At 54.5% G+C, this 17934-nt stretch carries 20 protein-coding genes; 14 read left to right on the top strand and 6 right to left on the bottom strand.

Annotation, left to right across the window (positions count from 1 at the left end; genetic code table 11):
• Positions 1–44 precede the first annotated feature (44 nt).
• Positions 45–782: a hypothetical protein gene (locus EIK79_RS00155; protein ID WP_124953145.1), complete on the bottom strand. Its 738-nt coding sequence runs from the start codon at positions 780–782 to the stop codon at positions 45–47.
• Between the two features lie 443 nt (positions 783–1225).
• On the opposite strand from EIK79_RS00155, the gene EIK79_RS00150 reads away from it, so the two are divergent.
• Positions 1226–1483 carry an ADP-ribosylglycohydrolase family protein gene (locus EIK79_RS00150; RefSeq protein WP_303645401.1) on the top strand — a complete coding sequence of 86 codons (258 nt, stop codon included), beginning with the start codon at positions 1226–1228 and terminating at the stop codon, positions 1481–1483.
• A gap of 530 nt (positions 1484–2013) precedes the next feature.
• On the opposite strand, the gene EIK79_RS00145 is transcribed toward EIK79_RS00150, so the two are convergent.
• Entirely contained in the window at positions 2014–2436 is a 423-nt protein-coding gene (locus EIK79_RS00145) for an HNH endonuclease (RefSeq protein WP_233737797.1), read from the bottom strand.
• 59 nt (positions 2437–2495) lie between these two features.
• On the opposite strand from EIK79_RS00145, the gene EIK79_RS00140 reads away from it, so the two are divergent.
• From EIK79_RS00140 to EIK79_RS00100, 10 genes are all read left to right on the top strand, one after another.
• Positions 2496–3410 carry a DUF106 domain-containing protein gene (locus EIK79_RS00140; RefSeq protein WP_124953143.1) on the top strand — a complete coding sequence of 305 codons (915 nt, stop codon included), beginning with the start codon at positions 2496–2498 and terminating at the stop codon, positions 3408–3410.
• Positions 3411–3891: 481 nt separating this feature from the next.
• Entirely contained in the window at positions 3892–4032 is a 141-nt protein-coding gene (locus tag EIK79_RS17800; protein ID WP_185715450.1) for a hypothetical protein, read from the top strand.
• Between the two features lie 255 nt (positions 4033–4287).
• Positions 4288–4656: a hypothetical protein gene (locus EIK79_RS00135; protein WP_124953142.1), complete on the top strand. Its 369-nt coding sequence runs from the start codon at positions 4288–4290 to the stop codon at positions 4654–4656.
• A 344-nt stretch (positions 4657–5000) separates the two neighbouring features.
• The gene (locus EIK79_RS00130; RefSeq protein WP_124953141.1) at positions 5001–5186 is read left to right on the top strand and encodes a hypothetical protein; all 186 of its coding nucleotides are present in this window, start codon (positions 5001–5003) and stop codon (positions 5184–5186) included.
• A gap of 141 nt (positions 5187–5327) precedes the next feature.
• Entirely contained in the window at positions 5328–5744 is a 417-nt protein-coding gene (locus EIK79_RS00125) for a hypothetical protein (RefSeq protein ID WP_124953140.1), read from the top strand.
• A 403-nt stretch (positions 5745–6147) separates the two neighbouring features.
• Positions 6148–8295: a catalase/peroxidase HPI gene (katG, locus tag EIK79_RS00120; protein ID WP_124953139.1), complete on the top strand. Its 2148-nt coding sequence runs from the start codon at positions 6148–6150 to the stop codon at positions 8293–8295.
• A 344-nt stretch (positions 8296–8639) separates the two neighbouring features.
• Complete coding sequence (gene arsN2, locus EIK79_RS00115) at positions 8640–9107, top strand: arsenic resistance N-acetyltransferase ArsN2 (protein ID WP_221621631.1); 468 nt, start codon at positions 8640–8642, stop codon at positions 9105–9107.
• A 312-nt stretch (positions 9108–9419) separates the two neighbouring features.
• Positions 9420–9818 (top strand): ArsR/SmtB family transcription factor, encoded by a 399-nt coding sequence (locus EIK79_RS00110; RefSeq protein ID WP_124953138.1) that lies wholly within the window; start codon positions 9420–9422, stop codon positions 9816–9818.
• Positions 9811–10974, top strand: a complete 1164-nt coding sequence (gene arsB, locus EIK79_RS00105; protein WP_124953137.1) for an ACR3 family arsenite efflux transporter — start codon at positions 9811–9813, stop codon at positions 10972–10974. Before EIK79_RS00110 ends, arsB begins: the two co-directional genes overlap by 8 nt.
• A 15-nt stretch (positions 10975–10989) precedes the next feature.
• Complete coding sequence (locus EIK79_RS00100; RefSeq protein ID WP_185715449.1) at positions 10990–11439, top strand: arsenate-mycothiol transferase ArsC; 450 nt, start codon at positions 10990–10992, stop codon at positions 11437–11439.
• 259 nt (positions 11440–11698) lie between these two features.
• Here the strand turns inward: EIK79_RS00100 and EIK79_RS00095 are convergent, their stop codons facing one another.
• The 3 genes from EIK79_RS00095 to EIK79_RS00085 all read right to left on the bottom strand — a co-directional run bounded on the left by EIK79_RS00095 (position 11699) and on the right by EIK79_RS00085 (position 13616).
• The gene (locus EIK79_RS00095; RefSeq protein ID WP_124953136.1) at positions 11699–12847 is read right to left on the bottom strand and encodes an MBL fold metallo-hydrolase; all 1149 of its coding nucleotides are present in this window, start codon (positions 12845–12847) and stop codon (positions 11699–11701) included.
• A gap of 113 nt (positions 12848–12960) precedes the next feature.
• Entirely contained in the window at positions 12961–13242 is a 282-nt protein-coding gene (locus EIK79_RS00090) for a DUF7521 family protein (protein WP_124953135.1), read from the bottom strand.
• Complete coding sequence (locus tag EIK79_RS00085; RefSeq protein WP_124953134.1) at positions 13239–13616, bottom strand: winged helix-turn-helix domain-containing protein; 378 nt, start codon at positions 13614–13616, stop codon at positions 13239–13241. Before EIK79_RS00085 ends, EIK79_RS00090 begins: the two co-directional genes overlap by 4 nt.
• Before the next feature lie 309 nt (positions 13617–13925).
• Here EIK79_RS00085 and EIK79_RS00080 point away from each other — a divergent pair, with 309 nt between their 5' ends.
• The 3 genes from EIK79_RS00080 (at position 13926) to EIK79_RS00065 (ending at position 17103) form a co-directional block, all read left to right on the top strand.
• Entirely contained in the window at positions 13926–15350 is a 1425-nt protein-coding gene (locus tag EIK79_RS00080; protein WP_124953133.1) for a cytochrome ubiquinol oxidase subunit I, read from the top strand.
• A complete protein-coding gene (gene cydB / locus EIK79_RS00075; RefSeq protein WP_124953132.1) occupies positions 15343–16344 on the top strand; it encodes a cytochrome d ubiquinol oxidase subunit II in 1002 nt (333 codons plus the stop codon). The genes EIK79_RS00080 and cydB overlap by 8 nt, the downstream gene beginning before the upstream one ends.
• Positions 16345–16764: 420 nt before the next feature.
• Positions 16765–17103: a pyrimidine dimer DNA glycosylase/endonuclease V gene (locus EIK79_RS00065; protein WP_233737795.1), complete on the top strand. Its 339-nt coding sequence runs from the start codon at positions 16765–16767 to the stop codon at positions 17101–17103.
• A 71-nt stretch (positions 17104–17174) separates the two neighbouring features.
• On the opposite strand, the gene EIK79_RS00060 is transcribed toward EIK79_RS00065, so the two are convergent.
• The gene (locus EIK79_RS00060) at positions 17175–17852 is read right to left on the bottom strand and encodes a glycosyltransferase (RefSeq protein ID WP_124953130.1); all 678 of its coding nucleotides are present in this window, start codon (positions 17850–17852) and stop codon (positions 17175–17177) included.
• Positions 17853–17934 lie beyond the last annotated feature (82 nt).

Genomic DNA, 17934 nt, shown 5'->3' with positions numbered 1-17934 from the left:
AACTCACGAATGCATGGTCTGTGGTACCACTGTCCCAAAATAGGTCAGTTGCGACTATAGTCTGAAATTTGTTGTCCCGCCTTCCAATCGAACTTGATGGTCTGGGTAGAGGTGGATGGCCTCTCACCCTCCTTCAAGACTCTCATCTCATCGTTATAGGCATTATCTGCGAGTGTGTCAAGTTCCGGCAGGTCCCATGTACGGGCAAGTTTGCTGATCTGTCGTCTGTTCTCCCGTCCGACTAAGATATGGTGCTCAAATTTCTCTGGCGTTTTGGGGTACGAATAGCAAACGAACGTCGTATACGCTACCTCTGTTGCGTCGAATTCGCCGGACTGGACAAGATCGATCTTCGTTGATTGAGACTTGTCTTCGTCGATGAAATAGTCAATCGCATCACGAGGATATCCGAACACGACTCCGAGCCGTCGGTGATACGCATCGCAGGGAGTCTTAGTGGTCGGAAGGAGGTCTAACCGCCCGGGTGACGATGAGACGATCCAGCCGGGGAGACCAGTAAACTGCTGATATGGATAATCAATTCGATCGAGAAGGTCAACAAGATACTCTTCCGGAGACGGTTCCGGGCGTGGGGTGACCTCAGGAGGAGTGAGAATGAGAGTTGCCGGTTTGTTATATGCCACTACACGCGCAAGGCGTAACGGTGTCGTCGAACAAGTACCCTCATCTATATGTTGAGCCGCAAACTCCCTCAATGCAAGGTATTGCTCATCAGAGAGATCAGGGACGGAACCATCCTCTGGAGACCCGTGAACCACCATATCCATCCTTTATGTCGAGAGAATATAGGTATTTACCCATGGCGTCTATCTATCTAATATATCTTCGTTTGCTTCCTTGATGAGACGAAATTCCGTGTTAGAACCGCCATTGTTCGGGATGAAGTCTCATTCGTTTCGAACCTGAAATGGTAGTGATGCGGGATCAATCGATTTTCCCGTAGCCCTGAATGATTAACTGACCTGCGTAGATACTCTCCTACTCAATCGTCGCAACCGACAGCTTTGGCACTTGCTGTCCGCACTCCCCCGTTCGGTTCTGGTAGGAGACGGATCTCCTCTCGACCCACAGCCCGACTGTAGACGAGAATCAAAGATCGTGTGTTTGTCTATAAATACATAACTTCGATCTCTTCCGAACCGTTCACTCATGTCAGCACGGCAGTTGCTGCTAACAGAGTACGTTACTTCTCATGACTTTGTTAATGCGATCTGAAGCACCTGCGGAGCTCGTTACGGCACTCGAACCCATTGCTCACGGGAGCGAACTAGAGTCACTTCCGACATCGGGCTACGTGCTTCATACCCTCCAGACGGCACTGTACGATGGACTCCGGGCAGCAGACGGTGAGGAGGCGATCGTGCGGAGTGTGAATCGAGGAGGTGATACAGATACGATCGGCGCTGTCACCGAAGCTATCGCCGGAGCCCGCTTCGGGGCAACTGCGCTTCCCGACCGCTGACTGGCAGCACTCGATGAGGTAACCGAACTGCGAACGCTGGCAGTACAGCTCATGAAACTGTAACCAGAGTACTGCATTATTTGGAATCAGCACAGAAAGGATGAATTGACGGTCATATCGATTTTCTCGGTCGTCATGATAGTATATTCATTGAGTTGGTGTGTATTACCGACATGGTGACTATCGGTATGATATAAACGTCGAATACATTCATCCTCGCGCGTAGAGACGACAACACCGAACCGAGAGGGAATGAGAGAGGCCTCACAAACGGTTTCATCGGGACGTTCTTCATATTGCAGATGGTGTGTCCCGAGCGCAACTGATCGGCTGGCGCACGATCAGGAAACACTGGAAATGGTGGTGTGTGATCCCCGACTCGTCACGTGGTTGTTCACTCCCAATCCGGGGTGTCTGCACCGGTCGATCGGAACACACCGACGCCGACGCTGCCAGACGGAATATGGACAGCTACGGAGCGCTGCCCCCGTCGATCAGACCACAATTCAGGCTCGTTGTGGTGGTTATCCTCATACCCATTCAAGCGCTGCATTGTGCTGTGCCATGTACTCAGAATTCAAGTACGTTGCAGGCAGTTCGACTCGTTCACCAGCTCGTTCGATAATCGTTCGTTGCAACAGATCGCTTTCGGTCTCGAATGACGGATTCACACATAGTCGATAATTACGGTCAATCGTGAACAGGCCCCGGTCGAAGGCAGCATGATGGGTTTTACTCAGTGCCAACACGTTCGCCAAATCCGCTCTATGTTCTGGATAGTCACGCCACGACAGCACATGTGCTACGTCCAACAGTCCCGGCTGATCGACCCCGGAGAGCGGGCACGTCTGGTCGTACCGGGCGAGCACTGTCGCCCGGAACTCGGGATCAACCGCACGGGCATGCACCGTCGTTTCGTACGTGCTAGTACGCAGTTCGTCATCGCTTGGCAAGTAGTCCCCCGTTCGCCACGACGGTAGATTTTTATTGTTGTTCCGGATACAAATAATAGATGGACGATACTGCTCTCCAGTCTCTCGTCGCGGATGACACCAGTGGACAGGCACTGGCATACGTCCTCGCACGTGCAGAAGCTAGTGACGGCACTGTCACCTACGATGCTGTAAGTGATGCTGTAGCCCCAGAAACGTGGGGTCGTCTTCTCAAGACCGGAGCGCTCGTGCCCATTCACGATGCCTTCGTCGTCGATGATCCACCGACTGTTCGGGCCGCTCTTGCTGAGGTGGGCATTGAGGAGACCACTAACCTAGAGCAAGACATCACGGAGACGGATAGTTCTGCGTGGAGTACAGCCGACAAGCTCGCAGGAGTTGGCGCTCTTGGTCTCATGGCTGGCTACCGGATTCCCACAATCAAATCTGCTATTGTCGGTCCGATGGATCTCGTTCTCGGCCCTGTTGCGGGGATACTTCCGTTCCCACTTCTGATCGTTGTTCTCGCAACTGTGACTGCGCTCGTTTCGACGGGTGTTCGCCGTCAGTTGCTCGACGAAGACCGGATGAATGCCCACAAAGAGCGGATGCAACAGGTTCGAGACCAACTTGCTGCCGCAAAACAACGGGACGATGGTGCTGCTGTTGACCGGCTCACCGATCGCCAGCAGGAACTCATGCGTAACCAGCTCGGGATGTTCAAACAGATGTTTCGCCCGATAGTCTGGACAATGCTCGTCACGATTCCAGTATTTCTCTGGCTCTCATGGTTCGTCGTGGACCCCTCTGGTGCGATCGTCTCAGTTGCACCAATAGTGCCGATGGTGGACCGCATCATTTGGAGCGCTCATTTAGTTGGACCAATGCAGGTGTGGATGGTATGGTACTTCGTGAGTTCCTTCACATCGAATCTACTGGTCAAACGCGCGACCAACCGCCTGTTCGACTGTCAGCGACAATCAGTTGCGCAGTAATTTCGTTATTATTAATTGTCGCCACTACGCTGTCGTTGCGGTGCTCATCGCTGTGCTGCTGTTTGTCGTTTTCTTCGTCTTTTAGTCCACCAATGATAATAGTACGCCACAGTAATCATACGATCGGCTGACTCACGACCAACGTAAAAGTAAGAAAGGGAAAAAGTGTAGGACTATGGTGAATTGTAATCGCCGATAATCCATATAGAACTGATGACTGCAACGCGAAGTAGAGGCTCCCGAATCCAAAGCCGACTGCGGCTAGCCCTGTCATCACCCTTGTTGACAACTGATAGACTATTGGCCCGGCGATCGGTGAACTGATTGGCAACGCCCCGTGGACGTGGTATTCCTCGTGAATGCTGAGACGGCAAACAGCCCACGTAAGGATCATACGGCAACTCCAACCGACAAATATACGGTATCTAATCTGCGGGCTTGGCGAACGCTATCGACTGTGGAACCGACGGATTTACTCACAATGGATTCGGGCGAGCCAGTCGCCATCGAGGGGACCCTCACAGTCGAAACTCCGGCTGACGGCGCTGATCTTCTGGCGTCTGATTCTGAACAAGTTATTGGGGGTTCCTCCGGCGTACTGGCGACACCGATGATCAGGTGACCCCGGATGATGCCATGTGGGAACACCAGCGGTGGATGACGTTCGCCTCGGGGGATCAAGTGGGGCGAACTCGCGATTGCGACTGCGAACCACACTGTTCGTCTCGATCCTTCTTGGCTTCGCACCGTTTCGGAATCAACTCCGCTCTCGGAGCTTTCCACCAATCCAATCAAATATTCAAGCTCCAGAACGTATCTCTGGAACGCGCCGCCGCTCTACTGTCGCGCACAGACGATTCAGTCTAGTGTCGGTCAATTGATCGACGGACCGTACGAATTCGATGATCGTGTCGATCCCGACTGGTATCTGTTTGAGGCAAGGTTACTCCAAGACGGGATACCACTCAGTGTGTACGGGGAATTACGCAGATCAGAGAACGAGCTTGTAGTCGGCGGAAGCGACGATCAGCCGCTGTTCATCACTGATCAGGGGTTCGAAAGTCACCGGCAGTGGCTCAAAAGACGGATTTTGAAAAAGGGATTGCTAATGTTGGCAGTGTGTGTTATCACTGTTGGAATTTTTCTGGAGGTTTACTGGCCGTTGCTCATTGCGAGCGTGGCGAATGTACTTAGAGTGTTCTATCACGGCGGCACATACATTATGCAGTGGACGAAATACCGTTGAGCCTCGTCTGCAATGATGAATACGTCTCGCAGTTGTATTCCGATCAACTGATCGATTAGTCATTCTTGAGGAAACATCGGAAGTAGTGGTTCGTGACCTTTATTTCGCCGCTCACCGTTTCACTTGTAACCCGTGTATTCACCACTGGATAGGAACACAACGGTACCGACACCGCTAAACGGGATGTGGACAGCCACTGAGAGCGACTCGATTGTTATGGAATTCTGATTCTGGTGGACTGTCCGCGTGTCAAGCGTTCATTGAGATCGTGAATTACACCATTAAATCAGAGCCAGCAGAAGCAGCCCCAACGGGTTTCCGTCGATCATCCTTATTTTCAACACATGGTTGGGCCACTCGTAGCAGGCAAAAAGGCAGCAGAATTCGGGTACAAACGATACGGTCTCCCCGGAGCTATCGTCGCTGGAGTCAGCGTGGCAATCGGCACAGCCATCGGTATTAGGAAATTCAAATCAGTAGCCACCACGAACGACGAACCAAACGAACATAGCGACTCAGGCAGCCGATAAGAACGGAGGAGTGATTTCGGAATCGGGCAGCGTCAAACAGCAAAGGATAACCAGTGACTGCAGCGCGATTGATCACGTCAATCACGATAGCGAGCACCGATGATGTTGAGTGTGTAGCCCCCCTAGTTCTTCTGCATACTTATGATCACTCAAACACTCTCAACCGTTCGCGCGCGGGCCAAGGGGTTCTGGGACTACTATCTGATCTATGCGCGAACACGAGTCGGAGTACACGCGGCAGCGACAGCCGGCCTGACAGCATTCGGCTTGTTGATGTACTTCAATCGATGGTTCGTAATCCCAGCCATCGCTGTGTATCTGTTTCCGCCAGTCTACCTCTATCTTGCCGGTGACCTGCCTGAACACCCACAGACTAATCAACAAGCTGATGATGGCGATACGGACTCTGATAGCGATGGCACCGACGCCGATGCGGACGCTGATGGTGCTGACGCTGATGCGGACTCTGACGGTGCTGACGCTGATGCGGACTCTGACGGTGCTGACGCTGATGCGGACTCTGACGGTGCTGACGCTGATGCGGACTCTGATGGATGATCGCTTGATCTAACGGGTACGTCTATCCGTGTACAGCACGTTACGGGACGCGTGTGGTGAGCAAACTTCAGTCCGTCTGGAAGCCGACGGGTCCGATCACTGGCTTGGGAATTTCTGGGCGTAACTACTCATAAGAAAATTTCTGACATGAACTTTCGATCGGGAGTAACATCAGCTGCTGCCGCGTCCTTGCCGTCCTGCATCTAATCGTTCAAATTTCAAAATACCATTATACATATTATAATATAATAATTATTAGATACAATTTAATATGTGCAGGTACAGGGCGTACATGAGTACTCTACCGACAAAAATTCATAAATTCTATATATTTCTTGGTCCACGACGAAACCTCGTTCCAAATTATACAACTTTAACTTGCTGAAGTGGTAAGCGTCTGTTGATGAATAGGTCTAATCAAGACTGGTGGCCGAATCGGCTGAATCTAAAGGTTCTCGATCAGAACGCTCGTCAAGCTGGACCGAGAGATGAGGAGTTCGACTACGCCGAGGAGTTCGAAAACCTCGACTTCGAGGCTGTCAAGGAGGACATCGAAGAGGTGATGACAGCATCGAAGGACTGGTGGCCAGCGGACTACGGTCACTACGGGCCGCTCTTTATTCGAATGGCGTGGCACAGTGCTGGCACATATCGCACTAGCGACGGCCGTGGCGGCGCGTCCGGCGGTCGGCAACGCCTTGCGCCGCTCAACAGTTGGCCTGACAACGTGAACCTCGACAAGGCGCGCCGACTGCTCTGGCCGATCAAACAGAAGTACGGCCGCAAACTCTCGTGGGGTGACCTGATCGTCTTAGCCGGAAACGTCGCCCTAGAGTCGATGGGCTTTGAAACGTTTGGCTTCGCTGGCGGCCGGGAGGACGCCTACGAGCCCGACGAGGCCGTCGACTGGGGTCCCGAAGACGAGATGGAGACGACCTCTCCCGACCGCTTCGACGAGGATGGCGCTCTCAGGAATCCGCTCGGCAACACCGTCATGGGACTCATCTATGTGAACCCGGAAGGTCCGAATGGTGAACCGGACCTCGAAGGGTCCGCGAAGAACATCCGAGAGTCGTTCGGCGGCATGGCGATGAACGACGAGGAAACGGTCGCGCTCATCGCTGGCGGACACACCTTCGGGAAAGTTCACGGTGCCGATGATCCCGAAGAGCACGTTGGTCCCGAGCCCGAGGCGGCGCCTATCGAGAAGCAGGGACTGGGCTGGGAGAGCAGCCACGGCTCCGGAAAAGGCGCTGACACAATCACCAGCGGGATTGAGGGTCCGTGGAACACCACGCCAACGCAGTGGGACATGGGCTACATCAGCAATTTGCTTGAGTACAAGTGGTGGCCCGAGAAGGGTCCTGGTGGTGCCTGGCAGTGGACCACGCAGAGCGGCGAACTTGACGACGCCGCACCAGGCACCGAAGAGCCGTCGGAGAAAGAAGACGTGATGATGCTGACGACGGACATCGCCCTGAAGCGTGATCCGGACTACCGGGAAATCCTCGAACGCTTCCAGGCGAACCCACAAGCGTTCCAGGAAGCCTTTGCGAAGGCATGGTACAAGCTGATCCACCGCGACATGGGCCCGCCGGAGCGGTTCCTCGGCCCAGAAGTCCCGGACGAAGAGATGCTGTGGCAAGATCCCGTTCCTGATGTCGACCACGATCTAATCGGGGACGAAGAGATTGCTGACCTCAAAACGGAGATTCTCGACTCGAATCTATCTATCTCTCAACTGACCAAAACTGCTTGGGCGTCGGCGTCAACGTTCCGCGACAGCGACAAGCGTGGTGGAGCGAACGGGGCACGCATCCGTCTCGAACCCCAGAAGAACTGGGAAGTCAACGAGCCGGAGGAACTGGCGACTGTACTGGAGACCTTAGAAGGGATCCAAGAAGAGTTCAACAGCTCCCAGTCCGACGGGACAAAGGTTTCGCTCGCTGATCTGATCGTTCTGGGCGGCTGTGCAGCCGTCGAGCAGGCGGCGACGGATGCCGGGTACGCAGTGGAAGTGCCGTTCGAACCGGGACGAACGGATGCACTGCCAGAACAAACCGACGTTGACTCGTTCGACGCGCTCAAACCGAAAGCGGATGGATTCCGTAACTACCGTGAGGACGAAGTCGATCAACCAGCAGAGGAGCTGTTAGTGAACAAGGCTGAACTGCTGAATCTGACGCCATCCGAGATGACGGTGTTGGTCGGTGGGATGCGAGTGTTGGACGCGAACTACCAGCAGTCCGACCTTGGTGTCCTCACCAACCAACCAGAGACGTTGACCAACGACTTCTTCGTGAACCTACTCGACATGAACACGGAGTGGGAACCGGCCGAAGAGTCCGAGAACGTGTTTGCGGGACGCGACCGTGACACTGAAGAGGTCAAGTGGAGAGGATCCCGTGTCGATCTCATCTTCGGGTCGAATGCGCGGCTTCGAGCCATCTCGGAAGCGTATGGCTCTGCCGACAGCGAGGAGAAGTTCGTACACGACTTCGTGGACGCATGGCACAAAGTGATGCGTCTCGATCGCTTCGACCTCGAGTGATCTGTTGAAGGCTCCCTCTCGATACGAGTCGACAGCCAAAGCGTATTGCCGGACGGTGGCTCGTCCGGAACCAATACTTTTTCGAACAGTTCATTAAGATTCTGAGATGGCTGCAAAGATGAATATCTTTCTAAGAGTATCTTTAATAGAAGACCAACTGAAAACTCACACACTGATCGACCGCTGACAGAGTATCTGTTGGCTGGAATTCACTCTATAACCGACTGTACCGCTTCTACTGTCTGATTTCAGACAGCAGTGATTCAGTTCCAAACTCCCCCGAATGATCCACGTTGCGTGACGACACGCACACCAACAACGATGTGGCACAAGATATAAGCAGCGTGCAGAAACAGTACTCCGTCTGCATGAACGGCGCGACACTGACGCTCAAGCAGGCCGACGACAGCACCCTTCCGTACATTGAAACGCTGTTGGAGCGGAACGATCTGCCCGCTCAAGATGTGCGGGCAACCCCCGAGTGGTTCTATGTTGCGTACACAGACGCTGCTCCTGTCGGTATCGGTGGTGTCGAACGCTACGGACCGCATGGACTGCTCCGATCGGTTGTCATCGAGCGGACAGCACGAGGAAACGGGTTCGGAACAGCACTGTGTGAGGCATTAGAGAACACAGCGGCGGCAGACGGCATAGAGACCCTGTATCTACTGACGACGACGGCGGTTGACTTCTTCACCAACCACGGGTACAGCGAACACGAGCGTGCTACCGTGCCTGCCACCATTCAGCAGACGACTGAGTTCGACAGCCTCTGTCCCACAACAGCAACCTGTTTGAAAAAACCTCTGTAACGTTGACCTCTTTTGAGTTGCTAAATGAGTTATGCTGTGTCTGGAGGTTCAGAGCAGCAAGTCCAACAGCCATCCTACAGACTGGAGCGACGCTGACAGTTTCCCGTAGCTCCCGAGCCTGTCCGCTCTGTCGTACCACAGTTGACTGGTCACACCATCCCAACTCCGTCAAAGTGATTTTAGCAAATATGCAAGTATAGAGTACTATTGAGCCACCCACTGTGTTCAAAATACGCGTACATTAACTACTTGAGATCAGAAATTGCACAATAATCGGAACAGTTACTTGAATGTCTACTCAAATAACGTTCGATGACACAAACACCAGAGCGGCTTCGGCGCTATCTGGACGATGAGCTTGGGGAGTGTCGGAGCGAGGACGTTGAGCGTCGTCTCGCTGAACTCAGCACGCTTGAAGCGACAGTCGGAGAAGCTCAGGTAACCGCTGAACTCGATGTGCTTTCAGCACTCGCCAACGAGACGCGGTATACACTTGTTCGGGTTCTCGTGGCGGCTCAAGAGGAACTGTGCGTCTGTGAGTTGCACGCCGTCGTCGACGTATCAGAAAGCGGTCTCAGTCACGCGCTGTCAGCGCTCGTCGACGCCGGACTCATCACAGGCTGGAAGGACGGGCGCTGGCGGAAATACAAAGCGACCAACAGAGCGATCACCATTGTCACTGTTCTTGAAGGGAGCGTGAGTCATGAGTAGCGCCACACACAACCACGGCCCGAGCTGTGACTGTCCGGACTGTGGCGATCCGCGCTCAATGGGTTTCCTCGATAAGTATCTCACCGTCTGGATCTTCAGCGCGATGGCGATCGGCGTCGGACTGGGATATGTCGCATCATCAGTCACGCAACCGATCCAAGATCTCCATCTCGTGGAGATCGGCCTCGTGGTGATGATGTATCCGCCGCTGGCGAAAGCGGACTACTCACAGCTTCGAGCTGTCTTTAGCAACTGGCGGGTGCTCGGATTGAGCCTCATCCAGAACTGGCTCATCGGGCCGACGCTGATGTTCGGACTGGCAGTCGTCTTCTTCAGTGGGCTGGTTCCTGGCCTGCCCGCCCGCCCCGAATACTTCCTCGGGTTGGTGTTCATCGGGATGGCCCGGTGTATCGCAATGGTGCTGGTTTGGAACGAACTGGCCGAGGGCTCGACCGAATACGTGACGGGACTAGTCGCGTTCAACAGTCTCTTTCAGATCCTCACCTACGGCGTCTACGTCTGGTTCTTCGGGCTGTTCTTGCCGCCACTGCTGGGCATGGAATCGCTCGTCGCTGGCATTGTGGCCTTTGACATCACGCCAGTGCAAGTGTTTGAGGCGATCGTCGTCTTCCTCGGGATTCCCTTCGCCGGTGGCTTCCTCACCCGGTACGTTGGAACCCGAACGAAAGGCAAACAGTGGTACGACAACCAATTCATTCCGAAAATCGATCCGCTGACGCTGGTCGCGCTGCTGTTCACCGTGATCGTGATGTTCGCCACCCAAGGCGACAATATCGTCGCCGCACCAGCAGATGTCCTGTTGATCGCGGTGCCGCTAACGATCTACTTCGTCGTGATGTTCTTCGTTAGCTTCGGGATGGGCCGCGGTATCGGGGCTGATTACTCAACGACGACCGCAATCGGCTTCACCGCAGCGAGCAATAATTTTGAGTTGGCCATCGCAGTCGCTGTCGCGGTGTTCGGTGTCGGCTCCGGCGTCGCCTTTACGACCGTTATCGGCCCGCTTATCGAGGTACCAGTGTTACTCGCGCTAGTCAACGTTGCGTTGTACTTCCAACGAACCGTCGACTGGGATGACGCCGGAACTGGACGCGGTGCCACAGCAACGTCCGAACCGACCACAGACGACGACTGATCAAACGACAAACCAATGTCCACAACATCCGATCCGGCTGTGCAGCTTCGTATTGCGTTCGTGTGCGTGCAGAATGCTGGACGTTCACAGATGGCTACGGCGTTTGCCCAACGCGAACGCGACCGCCGAGCACTCGATAACCGCGTTACCATCCTGACCGGTGGGACCCATCCGGCTGACCACGTTCACCAAGAAGTGGTCACCGTGATGGACGATGTGGGGTTCGACCTTTCAGATCGAACCCCACGAGAAATCACGACCGAGGAACTCCAGTCGTGTGATTACGTTGTGACGATGGGCTGTTCGACGCTCGATCTGAAGGCGGTCGGAGCCGAGGTGGACGTGCGCGACTGGGCGCTCGACGATCCGGCTGGTCTGGAACTGAAGCGCGTCCGCGAACTCCGTGATGAGATCAAAAGACACGTCACAGCACTGTTCGATGAACTCGGAGCAGAACCACCATAACATGTCCGACAGCACCGGAACCTCGGGTTCTTTCGGGGATATCACTCACGTCTATCCCGAGCGATCCTGGCGGTGCTCGCACTCAACGAACGTACCGACGGACCACGACGAAACCACCGCTCGGCTGGCGTTCGCAGAGACACCATGAAACATTACCTCGAATACTTCGGTATTAGGGAGTGGAAAATACTGTGTGTGAATCACGCCCACACTCTGAAGGCGGAGCTGAGAGGGTCGCCTGACCGATACCGGTGATCACTCAAGCCGCGCAGTTGTTCGCACCCGTCTCAAGCATTGTGGCGTCACGACGGCGTCCGACATCCTCTGTGCCGAGGTTGATGCTAATGATCGTCTCGTAGTTGTCTGGCTTCTCAGGAATGTTCTCAGTCATCCACGCAACGAATTCTTCCTCGTCGAGAGTGACGAGGTCAAGGCGATCCCGAACGTCACCCAGGGGTGCACCGACCAATTCGCCTGGCGATGCGTTCTCATAGGTGCCATCGTTGTTCACTGTGACGTGTCCCGGCAGTACGGTCACATCGTTCGGGAGTTCCAGTAGCGTCTCGTGCAGGGTCTCATACTGCATTCGTGCCCCCTTCTCGGCTGCCTCCTCACCGAATTCGAGCTCCGTGCGGCCAACGGAATCGAGAAACAGGCTATCGCCCGTGAGGACAACGTCGTTGATACGATAGACGACCATTTCCGTGGTGTGTCCCGGTGCTGCCTGCACTTCTACCTCCGTCTCACCGACCGAGATCGTCTCCCCGTCTGCCAGGGAGTCGAATTCGTACTGAATATCGCGTTCAGTCGCTCGTTCACCGAGATGGTAGGGCACGTCGAGTGTCGCCGCGAGCTCACGACCACCGGAGATGTGGTCGGCGTGGACGTGCGTATCGAGGACATGGGTGATCGTCAGTCCCTCGATGGCGGCGGTAGTTATGTACTGGTCGGTGTGTCGCGTGGGATCGACAACGATAGCCTCACCCGCCTGCTTCGATCCGATAAGGTAGCTCAAACAGCCTTTCGCGCGGCGCTGGAACTGAATGACGCGGAGGTCGTCGTTTGCGGTGTCGACGCGTGTCGTCTCATACAACGCGTTCCAGCCACGCATACCTCGATTGACTACCGCGACGTCGTCGAATCCGTTAGCGTCCAACTCGGAAGCAAGCCGTGTCGATGTCGCTGCTTTCCCACAGATCGTGATTATCTCGTTGCCGTTCGCTAGTTCATCGATCTCCCGTTGTTGATCGTCAGTCAGCGTCTCAGCAGGTCCAAACGGAACATTCTTCGCCTCTTTGATACGCCACGCTTCGTAACTGTCCTCGGGCCGGGTGTCGATGAGCGTGTAATCATCCCTGTCCGAATCCTGTCGCTCCGCGAGTTCTCTTGGTGTGACCTTTGCGAACATGTGTTAGTGTGTACGGTATTGGAGTAGTTAAACATTTCAACGATTGTTTGAGAACAGGTTTCCAGTTGCGTGTGGGAGCCGACGGCGTCTGCCTTAATCCACCATGGACGCTGTCACCGTTCGATGTACAGCGAATAGATGATGATCCCAAAGCCGATCGCTGTCAGGAGACTGTTGATGAGAACGCCAGTCTGGAGAGCCACATCAAGTAGTTGATGCGCAATCCCAGCGAGGAGCGCACCGATGGTGATGACACCGAACCCGAGCGCAAGAGCACGGAGTGATAGTGCTCCAGTCCGTCGGTAGGCCTTGAAGGCAATGTAGGTGATGCCGCTTCCTAAAAGCAGTATGACGGTTTTGATCGCAATAATTCCGAATGTTACTGTCTGGCTCATAGTTCTTCACCCATCTCTGACCACATATCAGCGAGTCGTTCGTCTGCTGTTCGTTCTGGCCGGTGTATCCTCACATCGAACTGGTCATCGTCTGTTATGGAAACGTTCAAACTCGCCACATCTCGTTGGTAACGTGTGATTCGGCCGCGGTCAGGATGAACACTGTGGAGTTCTCGCACGAGCGTAGCCGTACTCAGGAGATCCAACTTGCGGTAGAGGGTCGAGGTGGATATCTCACAGCGTTCGCCGAGTTCTTTGGCAGTCATAGGTTGTCCGGTCTCTTTGAGGATGGCTCGACAGTCGGGATCATCCAGCGCGTCAAGGACGTTCTGTATCGCCGGTGAGTCGTCAGTCATCACTGGATCGGTCCCCATTGTCGGCTTTTGAAGCGCGGACGGAATAGGCTCCTCGATCCCTCGATATAATGAAATGGATCTGAGCGCCCACAATATTCAGCTATAGATCCCACGAGGGACGGACATTATGCTGTTTCCCAATAGCTGAGAATCCCCCGGCGGTTGACTTCGGAGGGATGTCAACTCCCTATATGCTGAAGCCGCTGGACAACGCGAACGTTCAGACGAATCCAGTTCTCACATTCCGAGAACGACAGCCGTTCGAACGCGGCCACAACGAACCTCCCACTGTCACCACTCCATATCAACTAAGGAAAGTGAACACCAATGGTTGATCCAGTCCTCGCAAGCCGCTTGCAGTTCGCTGTCACGGTTATCGTCCACATTATCTTCCCCGTTATGAGTATGGGTCTTGCCCCGTTTCTCATCTACTTCACGTGGAAAGAAATACGATCGAGCGATGCTATTTACGAGCAGCTCCGCCGATTCTGGACGGAAATCTTTGCAGTGAGTTTCGCTGTCGGCACCGTAACAGGACTCGTGCTTGAATTCGAGTTCGGCACCAATTTCGCCGCCTTCTCGACTGTCGCCGGCGAGTTGTTCGGTGGTCCACTCGCGCTTGAGGGCATGATGGCGTTCATGCTCGAAGCGACCTTTCTCGGTATCTTCGTCTTTGGCCGGGAGCGTGTCTCTGATCGGCTGTACTTCCTATCGAGCGTTGCAGTCGGTCTCGGGACGTGGCTCTCAGCCGTCTGGATCCTGATCGCCAACTCGTGGATGCAGACTCCTCGGGGGTTCGAGATGGTCACGGAGAACGGCCAGCGCGTGGTGCATCTCACCGACGCAGTCGCGGCGTATCTCAACCCACGATTTCCGTGGATGTTCGTCCACATGCAGAACGCCGCAATCGAGTCAGTCGCGCTCTTCATGGCCGGTGTCGCCGCTTACTACGTCTTCCGCCATCACGTCTGGGGCTATCCCATCCAGCAGATCGCCTTCTGGGAGGCAACGCTCAAAATCGCTCTTATAGCTCTCCTCATCACGGCTCCGCTGCAGGCGATCCACGGCGACGCCTACGCCCGGCACGTCTCTGAGACGCAACCACAGAAATTCGCCGCAATGGAAGCAGTCTGGGAGACCGAGTCGTACGTCCCTGAATACATTGTCGCACTCCCGACAAACCTCGATCAGTTGCTTGACCCGCGGGCGAAAGATCTCTTGGGAATCGGTATTCCGGGCGGGGCATCGTGGCTCGCCAGCGGTGGGAACGCACAAGCTACAATCCGTGGGCTGAACTCCTTTTCGACGCAAGCACCGCCCGTCGCAATCGTTTTCTGGGTCTTTCGGGGTATGGTCGCGCTCGGCTTTTGGTTCATCCTGCTGGCAATCTGGGGAACGTATCGGTGGTGGCGCGGTGAACTGTTCGAAGACGACTTACTCCACAAGGCACTGATGATCTCGTCGCTTCTGGGTTTCGTCGCTGTTGAACTCGGATGGATCGTCACTGAGGTCGGACGACAACCGTGGGTTATCCAAGGCGTCATGAAAACCACAGACAGCGTCTCGCCCGGCCTAACCGGCGCTGAAACGACGTTCACGCTCATCGGTTTCGTCACCGGCTATACGCTGCTGTTGGGACTGTACAGCTACGTTGTCGCTCGGATCATCAGAAGCGGACCACCGCCACGTGACGAACTCGACGCGGTCGATCGCCCGCCTCAGGCGGACGCGGAGGTGACTACCAGTGATTAATGTCGAGCAGCTTGGGACCGAACCGCTGTTCGGATTACCCCTCGCTGACCTCTGGTTTATCCTTCTGTTTGTTATCCTTGGGATGTTTCTCTTTCTCGATGGCTTCGATTTCGGTATCGGCATTCTGTTTGCGATTCATAACGACGATGCCGAGAAATCACGACTGCTCGCGGCCATTACTCCGTTTTGGGACGCTAATGAGGTGTGGCTCGTCGTCTTTGGCGGCAGTCTATTCGCGGCGTTCCCAGCCGTGTACGCAAATCTGTTCAGTCGGCACTATCCACTGATGTTTGCGATCCTCGCCGCGTTGGGTCTTCGCGGCCTGTCACCCGAGATGTATGAACAACGTGAGGACGAGAGGTGGCAACTATGGTGGGGACGAGCGTTCGTCCTCGGCAGTCTCACAACGCCGTTCTTACTCGGAATCTTCTTAGCGAACTGGCTGCTCGGGAGAACGGCAATCATCACGCTTCCGGGAATCGTCGTCGGACTTGCGGTCGTCGCTCTCACCGTCGTTGACGGTGTCGCATTCTTGCGATTGAAACTACGCGGGGAGCTCCGGGATCAACTCCGCACAGACGGTCATCGCGCGCTCGCGGCGTATCTTCTCACAATAATGTTGATACTTGGATACGTTTACTTCACAGATCCGGCACGGCGATCAGCTCTGCGTTCGCCCATTGTGGGTAGTCTCGTTGTTCTAACGTTCGTCTTCGCCGGGATGTACGCCGGAGGAATGAGTCAGAATCGGAACCACCTCGCGTTCGGGGCAGCAGCGGGGCTCGTCTTCTCCCTTGTCGGCGTGGTCGCCGGTCTGCTGTTTCCGACTATCGACCCACGATTGGGACTCACCGTGGAGTCGGCCGCTGTCTCAATCCTCCCGCTCAACATTATGTCGATCGGTGCTGCCCTCTTGCTTCCCCTGATCTACACCTACTTCGGCGTCCTCTACTCGGCGTTCAGCGGCCCAATAAAGTCCAATAACAATCAGTAAAAATAACTTGAAAGATAGTGTTATTCCGATTCTTGTTGCATATGTTGAACCATATCCGTCTGTTCGAGGTAACTTGCGAATGCGAGGATCGTCGGAGGCCACAAACCGACGAAGATTCCTCGCCGCTGTCTTCCTTGTATGAAAAATATGTACCACGAGTACAGAACGGACATCGCTGCTGCGACCACCGCCGCACTCGATGCCCTATCTGTGGGCTGTGTATCTTGCTGAGACATCAATTATTAATTTACGCCCATAGTATTAAGCATTATTACCCACACCCAACAATTTATGCACTAATATAGTGCATTGTTGTAAAACAAACGTATTATGATATCTATGTAAAATTGTGACAAGGATAGACTGACAACTCAGACTAAATCGACGGTGATCTATGAGTGAGATTCGTAGTTGAGATGCATGACTCGAATGTGGTGTGTACCGCCGGAGATACTCTGTGATGATCATCTGCGTGGTGAGCACGCAGAACACCATCAGCTTGTTGGGACGATCTTGAACCATCCCCACGGAGAGGCGATTGCCGCTGGCCACGCCGAGGAAGGTAACATCGATACTACCCGAGTGGAGGACCGTCACGACGAACTCGCTGAAGAGATGGAGCGGCGCGGATTCGACCACGAGTCACCACTCGAATACGACGGACCGACATTCGGTCTCGGAGCGATCGATGTCGATCACAACCGTTCGGATCTACTGAATCGGTGTAATAAGTGTCGGGAGAGAGCGACAAAAGCGTAGTAATGAGATCTCTATCGAGCTTCGAGAACGGACGATTGGGGCGCATTGGTAGTCAGCGTGTGTCAGAGATGCTACGAAGATAGTGATATTTTCCGTTGCCATTCACGTATGGAGTAATACATGAGAGTTCGTGTCAATCCCAACGATTCGATCCGTCGAGCCGACGTTTCAACGAGCACCGTTGGACAAGCAGCCGTTCGATAGTCTTCACTGAGTCGGTGACTGAAACCGACGTCCTCGTTTGGCACGTCAGAGAAACCACCCACAGCAAAGTATGCGGCAGTCGCAACGAAGCAGTTGAATCCAGGAAGAATGGGTTTTGAGAGACGGGGGAACAGATGGTTGACCGTCCATTCCGCTATCTTCGCGCGCCGACACCCGACCACACGACAGCGTGAGGTTGCCCCTTCAACACTGGCCGCCGTGACGAATTCGAGCATCGTATCGAGGTAGGTCGGAGAGACAGTGGTGTCGGCATCGATGAACGCGAGCCACTCACCTGCCGCGTGTGTGGCACCAATGTGTCTACTCGGTCCGACATCGGTGCCATCACAGTGATAGACGGTCACACCATGCTTTTGAGCAACGGCACGCGTTGCGTCGGTGCTGCCGCCATCGACGACAAGAACTTCGTACGGAATGGTGGTCGTGAGCGCGTCGATACTTCGGAGCGTTGCTGGCAAGGTAGTCCGCTCGTTGTAGGTGGGAATCACGAAACTCACGGTCGGCGTGGTGGCGTCATCCTTCATCCATGTGACCAAGACACGACTGCTACGCAATCACTTTTTTTTCATTGAGATAACAAACTCATCGGCGCGTAGCGAATGGCTG

Origin of the sequence: Halocatena pleomorpha, assembly GCF_003862495.1 — an archaeon.
In the GTDB taxonomy this organism is placed as follows: Archaea; Halobacteriota; Halobacteria; order Halobacteriales; family Haloarculaceae; genus Halocatena; species Halocatena pleomorpha.
The sequence above is the reverse complement of the archived record's forward strand: the minus strand, read 5'-3'. Positions and strand labels throughout refer to the sequence as shown.

Bases quoted from the DNA above. Each gene is read 5' to 3' on its own strand.
- EIK79_RS00100 (WP_185715449.1), top strand. From the start codon at position 10,990: ATGTCCACAACATCCGATCCGGCTGTGCAGCTTCGTATTGCGTTCGTG.
- EIK79_RS17800 (WP_185715450.1), top strand. From the start codon at position 3,892: ATGGATTCGGGCGAGCCAGTCGCCATCGAGGGGACCCTCACAGTCGAA.
- katG (WP_124953139.1), top strand. From the start codon at position 6,148: ATGAATAGGTCTAATCAAGACTGGTGGCCGAATCGGCTGAATCTAAAG.
- EIK79_RS00130 (WP_124953141.1), top strand. From the start codon at position 5,001: ATGGTTGGGCCACTCGTAGCAGGCAAAAAGGCAGCAGAATTCGGGTAC.
- EIK79_RS00150 (WP_303645401.1), top strand. From the start codon at position 1,226: ATGCGATCTGAAGCACCTGCGGAGCTCGTTACGGCACTCGAACCCATT.
- EIK79_RS00125 (WP_124953140.1), top strand. From the start codon at position 5,328: ATGATCACTCAAACACTCTCAACCGTTCGCGCGCGGGCCAAGGGGTTC.
- EIK79_RS00065 (WP_233737795.1), top strand. From the start codon at position 16,765: ATGACTCGAATGTGGTGTGTACCGCCGGAGATACTCTGTGATGATCAT.
- EIK79_RS00155 (WP_124953145.1), bottom strand. From the start codon at position 782: ATGGTGGTTCACGGGTCTCCAGAGGATGGTTCCGTCCCTGATCTCTCT.
- EIK79_RS00140 (WP_124953143.1), top strand. From the start codon at position 2,496: ATGGACGATACTGCTCTCCAGTCTCTCGTCGCGGATGACACCAGTGGA.
- EIK79_RS00090 (WP_124953135.1), bottom strand. From the start codon at position 13,242: ATGAGCCAGACAGTAACATTCGGAATTATTGCGATCAAAACCGTCATA.
- EIK79_RS00110 (WP_124953138.1), top strand. From the start codon at position 9,420: ATGACACAAACACCAGAGCGGCTTCGGCGCTATCTGGACGATGAGCTT.
- EIK79_RS00095 (WP_124953136.1), bottom strand. From the start codon at position 12,847: ATGTTCGCAAAGGTCACACCAAGAGAACTCGCGGAGCGACAGGATTCG.
- EIK79_RS00080 (WP_124953133.1), top strand. From the start codon at position 13,926: ATGGTTGATCCAGTCCTCGCAAGCCGCTTGCAGTTCGCTGTCACGGTT.
- EIK79_RS00085 (WP_124953134.1), bottom strand. From the start codon at position 13,616: ATGGGGACCGATCCAGTGATGACTGACGACTCACCGGCGATACAGAAC.
- arsB (WP_124953137.1), top strand. From the start codon at position 9,811: ATGAGTAGCGCCACACACAACCACGGCCCGAGCTGTGACTGTCCGGAC.
- EIK79_RS00060 (WP_124953130.1), bottom strand. From the start codon at position 17,852: ATGAAGGATGACGCCACCACGCCGACCGTGAGTTTCGTGATTCCCACC.